Source organism: Roseibium sp., assembly GCF_025698965.1.
GTDB lineage: Bacteria > Pseudomonadota > Alphaproteobacteria > Rhizobiales > Stappiaceae > Roseibium.
The window spans coordinates 1-6,373 of sequence record NZ_JAILWL010000387.1; the positions used below are offsets into that span (position 1 = coordinate 1).

The 6,373-nt window shown below is 53.9% G+C and carries 6 protein-coding genes; 2 read left to right on the plus strand and 4 right to left on the minus strand.

What is annotated here, in order from left to right; genetic code table 11:
* The first annotated feature begins 542 nt into the window (after positions 1-542).
* Positions 543-1,643, plus strand: a complete 1,101-nt coding sequence (locus tag K5905_RS24665) for an EAL domain-containing protein (RefSeq protein WP_297589009.1) — start codon at positions 543-545, stop codon at positions 1,641-1,643.
* Entirely contained in the window at positions 1,631-2,314 is a 684-nt protein-coding gene (locus K5905_RS24670) for a GGDEF domain-containing protein (RefSeq protein ID WP_297589011.1), read from the plus strand. Before K5905_RS24665 ends, K5905_RS24670 begins: the two co-directional genes overlap by 13 nt.
* On the opposite strand, the gene murI is transcribed toward K5905_RS24670, so the two are convergent.
* The 4 genes from murI to K5905_RS24690 all read right to left on the minus strand — a co-directional run bounded on the left by murI (position 2,311) and on the right by K5905_RS24690 (position 6,104).
* Positions 2,311-3,123: a glutamate racemase gene (gene murI / locus K5905_RS24675; protein WP_297589014.1), complete on the minus strand. Its 813-nt coding sequence runs from the start codon at positions 3,121-3,123 to the stop codon at positions 2,311-2,313. The two genes, K5905_RS24670 and murI, sit on opposite strands and share 4 nt — an antisense overlap.
* A gap of 109 nt (positions 3,124-3,232) precedes the next feature.
* Positions 3,233-4,045: an RNA methyltransferase gene (locus K5905_RS24680; RefSeq protein ID WP_297589017.1), complete on the minus strand. Its 813-nt coding sequence runs from the start codon at positions 4,043-4,045 to the stop codon at positions 3,233-3,235.
* Positions 4,046-4,115: 70 nt separating this feature from the next.
* Positions 4,116-5,288 (minus strand): adenylate/guanylate cyclase domain-containing protein, encoded by a 1,173-nt coding sequence (locus tag K5905_RS24685; RefSeq protein ID WP_297589020.1) that lies wholly within the window; start codon positions 5,286-5,288, stop codon positions 4,116-4,118.
* 519 nt (positions 5,289-5,807) lie between these two features.
* Positions 5,808-6,104 carry a GIY-YIG nuclease family protein gene (locus K5905_RS24690; protein WP_297589022.1) on the minus strand — a complete coding sequence of 99 codons (297 nt, stop codon included), beginning with the start codon at positions 6,102-6,104 and terminating at the stop codon, positions 5,808-5,810.
* Positions 6,105-6,373 lie beyond the last annotated feature (269 nt).

Genomic DNA, 6,373 nt, shown 5'->3' on the forward strand with positions numbered 1-6,373 from the left:
GTCGGCTTCATTCAGGGATGACCCACTTAATATTACGTGCGGTACGACATTTGGAAATGCCGGCTGCAAGGTGACACCCGGTCTAGCGCCCCGTTCATGCAATCCGGAACCTGTGCGTACAACCCGGCAAATAGAATTTCAGAACTCCTGGAGAAAATCTGCACACCTGTGCAGAAGTTGCACTTGCACAGCAAGTATGATTGGCGTTCAGACCGAGTCATTTCATATGAATGATACGAAATACTAGAATCGAATTAGTTCAACTCACACTTCAGACAGGTTCATTTTATACGTGTTAATACGTATTTTCTCTGTTCATGCTCGCCAAATCTGACGTTTTCCTTGCACAAACCGCGACAAAAATGACCTTACGTTCAGAAAGTGCGGAAAATAATGCATACATTTAGGAATTTTTAATTGCGGCTTTTCACTATGCAATCGACGCCACAACCATAGCGAATAATATCAGTGGCGCCGCTGAATTCGAGACCCCATCACACTATGAAAGTTTTGGAAGCCGTGCACGGTGAATAGGATCAGGCATGTCAGCGACTCGTAACGCAACTCTTGGGAGCGATCTGGAAAGCTCCGACATACGATGGCGCGCTCCTGAAGATATTATGGAGGTGTTGGACCATGCGCTTCAACCGATCGTCGATATCGGAACCGGCGTGGTCTACGGCTATGAAGCCCAACTGCAGAAATGTGAGGAAGACGACGGGGTATCGGCCGAACAGCTTCTTGATGTCGCTCATAGGCAGGGTTTCCTCCCTGAACTTGAAGCACAGTTGTTCTGCAAAACCCTCAACCACTTCAAAAAGCTGAGAATTGCTCAGGGAACCAAGCTCTATTTCAAGCTGGATGGCCGTGGACTTGGACAGGAAAACGACCCACGCATGGGCCTGGGCGACCTGGTCACTGAAACTGGTATCAAAGTCAACCAGATATGCATCGAGTTTTGTGAACGGCACCAGCAGGCGTTCACCGATGTTACGCATCACGCGATCAACGATCTGCGGCAACTCGGGTTTCTCGTAACTCTGGACGATTTCGGTCGCGGCTCGTCTGAATTGAAACTGCTGCACGACATTTCGCCGGACTATGTCAAGATCGATCGATTTTTCCTGAACGGTATCGATTGCGACCCAAGGCGGAAACTATTCGTGACGACGGTCGCCAACCTGGCGCACGTTCTTGGTGCCAGGGTCATTGCAGGCGGAGTTGAGACTGAGCGCGAATTCAAGGCGTGCCGGGAAGCCGGCTGCGACCTTGTTCAAGGTATCTTTATAGCCAAACCCTTCCGGAAAGCCGCAAGCGCAAAGCTGTTCTACGATCACATCAGGACACCTGGTCTAGGCCGCAAACGGCGCGAGGAGCAGGAGCGGATCCGCAATGAGCTGGTTGATTTGCCGACCATTCAGTTCGATGCCTCAATGAATGAACTGCTGGACATGGTCGTTCACAATCAGGATGGCAATGTCGTTCCCGTTTTGGATGCCAACCGGGAGCCTCGCGGCCTTATCTTTATGCCGGCGGCCCGGACGACGAAGACGCCAAGGCTGCACTGGATTTTCCACTGCGATCATTTGTACGCGCCTGCCCGATTGCCGATATCGATTCCAACGCCGACATGTTGCTGGTGACTTTCGCCTCTTCAATCAATTCGGACGGCATCATCATTACGGAGAATTTCCGCTATTCCGGGTTTTTGTCGGCAACCTCGCTATTGAAAATCATTCACGAGAAGCGCCTCCAGGAAGCCCAGGACCAAAACCCGCTGACCCGGTTGCCGGGCAATGGCGCGATCAACAAGTTCATCTCCGAAATGGCAAAGAAGAGCTCGCAGGACCGGCACCTTTGTTATCTTGACTTCGACAATTTCAAACCTTTCAACGACACCTACGGATACCGGCAGGGCGACCGTGCCATTATCCTGTTCAGCGAATTGCTTCAGAGACACATTTCCGGATCCGGCACCTTTTTCGGTCACATCGGCGGCGACGATTTCTTTGCCGGTTTTCACAATACCGACCAGACCGACGCGGCCTCCCGGATGCTTGCGCTAAAGCGCGCCTTCAGGCTGGATGTAGAGAGCTTTTACGAACCGGAGCACCGGGAACAAGGTTACATCGAGGCCCAGGACCGCTTTGGCACAACCCGCCAGTTTCCATTGCTGCAGTGTTCCATATCCATCCTGAGCTTGCCGAAAGGCATGACCTTTCACCCTGAAAAACTGAACGGCGCAATTCTGGAGCTGAAACGGGCTTCCAAGCTGTCGGATGACGGCCTTGCGGTGAGAAGCCTGGCCGCCTAAGACGTTTTTGAAGAATACGCCTCAAGCTTCAAGCCAAATCCGGCGATCAGCCGCTTTAACGCCGGGGCTTCTGGGTTTGATGTGAAAAGGGCAATGTCGGCAACACTTGCCGGACGTGTCTCGGTATCCGTCCCCAGGACCCGCACCAGCTGTCGGGCAATGGCTTCGGCAGGATCAAGCCAGTCGACGGGCCAGGGCGCAATCTTGCGGAACCGGTTTGCAAGGAACGGATAATGCGTGCAAGCCAGAACAACAATATCTGTGCGTTTGCCGTCGCTCTCAAGGAAGCAGTCGGCGATTTCCACCTGCAGCTCCTCATCTGAAACCGCCTCGCCGCGCAGGTACTTCTCGGCAAGCTCAGCAAGCATGTCTGAACCGACCAGACGCACGTGACACTGGCTGGCAAAACTGTCAATCAGGCTACGCGTATAGGTTCTGCGGACGGTTCCCGGTGTCGCCAGTACGGAAATCATTCCCGAGGAGGTCTGTTCGGCTGCGGGCTTGATTGCCGGTACCGTTCCGACAAAAGGAGTGTCGGGATGAGCCATACGCAGGGCCTCCCCCGCCAGGGTGAAGGCGGTGTTGCAGGCAATCACAACAGCTTTCGGGTCATGGCTCGCAATGAGGTTGTCAAACAGAGACAAAAGCCTTTGCTTCAGTTCGTCTTCAGGCCAGCGGCCAATCGGAAACGCGGCGTCATCAGCAACATAGAGCAACGTTTCATAGGGAAGCAGGTAGCGTGCTTCCCGAAGAACGGTCAGTCCGCCAAGACCTGAATCGAATATTAGAACGGGTCTGTTGTCACTCATTCCCCTGCCCTGCTGCCGTCTTTTGCTCAAGGATGACCGAGTACTTCTTTATCAAGCGAGATAGTCGTTTGGATCCAAGCACTTCAATCCCGACCAAAATAAGGAAACCCTAAGAGTCGCTGTTCTTTTCGGCCTTTTCCTTGCGAGCACGGGTTTCGCGTTTTTCCAAAGAAGCCACCACTCCGCGCAGGGCCCGCACTTCCTGTTCGGTCAACTCTGCTTTCTGGAAAATGTTGCGGAGCGTGCGCACCATGTGGGGGCGGCGTTCCGGCGGGCGGAAAAACGTGGCCTTGTCCAGAGCCCCTTCCAGATGCTCGAATAACCTCAGCACGTCTTCCTTTTTTGCAGGTGGATGTTCCTCTTCATCGAGAATGAAAGGCAACGCTCCAGAGGAGGCTGTCTTGCGCCACTCGTAGGAGCAAACCAGCACCGCCTGGGCAATGTTCAGGGACGCAAAATCCGGATCGACGGGAAGCGTAACAATCTCGTCTGCCAGCGCCACCTCCTCGTTGTTGAGCCCCCAACGTTCCCGGCCGAAGAGGTAGCCTGTTGCACTCCCCGTCTCGCCTAGTTCAACAGCTTTTTTCGCCGCCTCGTCAGGTCCACGCACAGGTTTTGGCACCTCACGGGACCTTGCGGTCGTGGCAAAGACAAATTGCAGATCGGCGATGGCTGCCTCGACACTGTCGAAAACCTGAACCTTGTCGATCACGTGATCCGCGCGACTTGCCGCGGCGCGCGCTTTCTCGCTCGGCCAGCCATCACGCGGATTAACGATCCTGAGGTCCACCAGACCAAAATTCGCCATCGCGCGCGCTGCTGTGCCGATGTTTTCGCCCAGCTGCGGTTCGCACAGAATCACCGCCGGCGGCTTCGCCGTGATCGCGCGGGCTTCATCTCTGATTTTTGCATTCTTGCTCATGATCCGGGGATTTAGCTGTTTCTACGCAGATTGAAAAGTTGGTTTAAGGGTTTTCCTGTCCAGAGCCGGATCAGACCTTTGGCATCTCGCGGACCGGAACAATTGCCTGCGTCCGGTCAAAACCCTTGAGCTCAAACAGCGTAGCCCCTTCCTTCGGCAATCCGACCAGATCTGCGACCTGCTCGGACACCACTGTTTGGCCGTTGACCAGAACGGCCGATGACAGCAACCGCGCCGCTAGATTGACTGTCGGGCCAATCGCAGTGAAATCGAGCCGGTCCGAGGCTCCAATGTTGCCATATTGCAGCGGGCCGATATGAACTGCCGCACGAAATGGCGGCGAGGTTTCGGAAAAGACCGGCACTTGCTGTCCACCGGATGCCTCTGCCAAGGCTGCCAGAGCCTGCTCACAGGCAGCCTTATCGTCTACTTTCTCGGTAATCGGAAAAATCGCGAGCAGTCCGTCGCCCATAAATTTCAGGATCTCACCACCACGCTCGACTATCGGCGGCACAAGGCTGTCGTAAAAGCGGTTGAGTCTGGCAAGCACTTCTTCGGCCGTTGCCGAATTGGAAAATTTCGTGAACGCCACCAGATCCGCAAATACGACGCAGGCTGAAATTTCTTCAATGTCTCCCCGGTGGACCCGGCCGGACAGGATGCGAAAACCGCTGTCGCGTCCAACATAGGCCGATAGCAGATTGGCCGCATTCAGGCGCAGCATGTAAGTTTCGGTAAGCCTTGCCAATGGCAGCCGGATGCGTTCCAGCGCCACCATCGTATCTTCGTTGAAACCGCCGTCCGACTTGGTTGCCCAACTGACAAGATGGGTTTCGCCGGTCGTAAAGAACAACGGTTGAACCACATAATCGGTGACGCCCTCTTCCCGGAATTGCTTTAAAATGAGAAAATCATCCGGACACTCGGGATCACACAACCTGCGCCTCAGCGTCTTTCCGGTCCTCAGCACGGTCGGCAGCGGATTGTCGTGATATTCGGCACCATCAAACGCTTTCATATCCGCATCCGACATATCCACCCCTTCATCTGCCAGCCAGCGAATTCGCCGGCCTTGCAGATTGGGATGGAGCGTGTAGATGAAAAGCGCAAACCGTTCCACCGGCACCCCGGCATCCACCAGCAGTTCACAGATTCCGGTCACGATTTCCCGCGCATCCGCACTCGGCCGCGCGCCATCCAGCATCCACCAGAACAGATCGTCGAGTTTTTGCATGTCGATCATGTTGGCTCTTTTTCTATTTGAGGTCGAAGCCTGCGACACGTCCAGAGAGCTTCACAACTTCACTGACAGTGCGCTGATCATCGCATCCAATCACTTCTGTTGCCATGACATTTCAGAGGATTTTGCTGGCAATTCTGCGAGTCCGGAATCTTAAAATCGCCACTTTCCACTTCGGCCGTAATTCGTAACCGCCCCGGGCTTATCTTCCCTGCAAAAGCAGGGATCCAGTATCCGCAGACGTCCGAAGCCAAAACCGAAACGACACGGCATACTGGTTCCCGGATCTGCGCTCGCGCTTGTCAGGGATGACAAACGGAACCAAAATCGGCACACAGCCAAACTTCGCTGGCTGGACCGCTGATCCCTCGTCCTCTGATTTGGCAGACCAACCTCTCCAACCTTGTCATCCCTGCGAAGGCAGGGATCCAGTATCCGCAGACGTCCGAAGCCAAAACCGAAACGACACGGCATACTGGTTCCCGGATCTGCGCTCACGCTTGTCCGGGATGACAATCGAGGCTAGGTCAGCATTAAGTAAAGATCTTCCCAGTTCGGATTGCGTTCCTCGATCAGATTGATTTTCCAGGACCGTTTCCAACGCTTTATCTGTTTTTCCCGTTTGATCGCCTGTTCAACTTCCTCGTGCACTTCAAAATAAACGAGCTGGTGAACGCTATATTTAGCCGTAAACTCACTGCCTCTTCCGTCACGGTGTTCAAAAATGCGTTTCAACAAATTGTTTGTCACGCCGACATAGAGCGTCCCACCAAGACGGTTGGCAAGAATGTAGACAAAATACTGCTGATCGAGGTGCATTCTTGGCTCACAACATGAAAACGACGAAGATCAGCTCTACCTCAGATTATTCTGCTTGCGAAGGTGGTGGTCCAAAGTCGCGAATGTCGAAACCAAAATCGAAACGACACGGCATACTGGGTCCCGGATCTGCGCTCACGCTTGTCCGGGATGACAACCAGATGACGAATACCAACACCGGAAGAGTTCTTCGTTTAAAGCCATATCCTGCCTGCCTCAGCAATATGGACTCAGTCATTTTCAACCTTGTCATCCCTGCGAAGGCAGGG

Excerpts from the sequence above, each read along its gene's own strand:
- K5905_RS24665 (WP_297589009.1), top strand. The coding sequence starts at position 543 with ATGTCAGCGACTCGTAACGCAACTCTTGGGAGCGATCTGGAAAGCTCC.
- K5905_RS24670 (WP_297589011.1), top strand. The coding sequence starts at position 1,631 with ATGTTGCTGGTGACTTTCGCCTCTTCAATCAATTCGGACGGCATCATC.
- murI (WP_297589014.1), bottom strand. The coding sequence starts at position 3,123 with ATGAGTGACAACAGACCCGTTCTAATATTCGATTCAGGTCTTGGCGGA.
- K5905_RS24680 (WP_297589017.1), bottom strand. The coding sequence starts at position 4,045 with ATGAGCAAGAATGCAAAAATCAGAGATGAAGCCCGCGCGATCACGGCG.
- K5905_RS24685 (WP_297589020.1), bottom strand. The coding sequence starts at position 5,288 with ATGATCGACATGCAAAAACTCGACGATCTGTTCTGGTGGATGCTGGAT.
- K5905_RS24690 (WP_297589022.1), bottom strand. The coding sequence starts at position 6,104 with ATGCACCTCGATCAGCAGTATTTTGTCTACATTCTTGCCAACCGTCTT.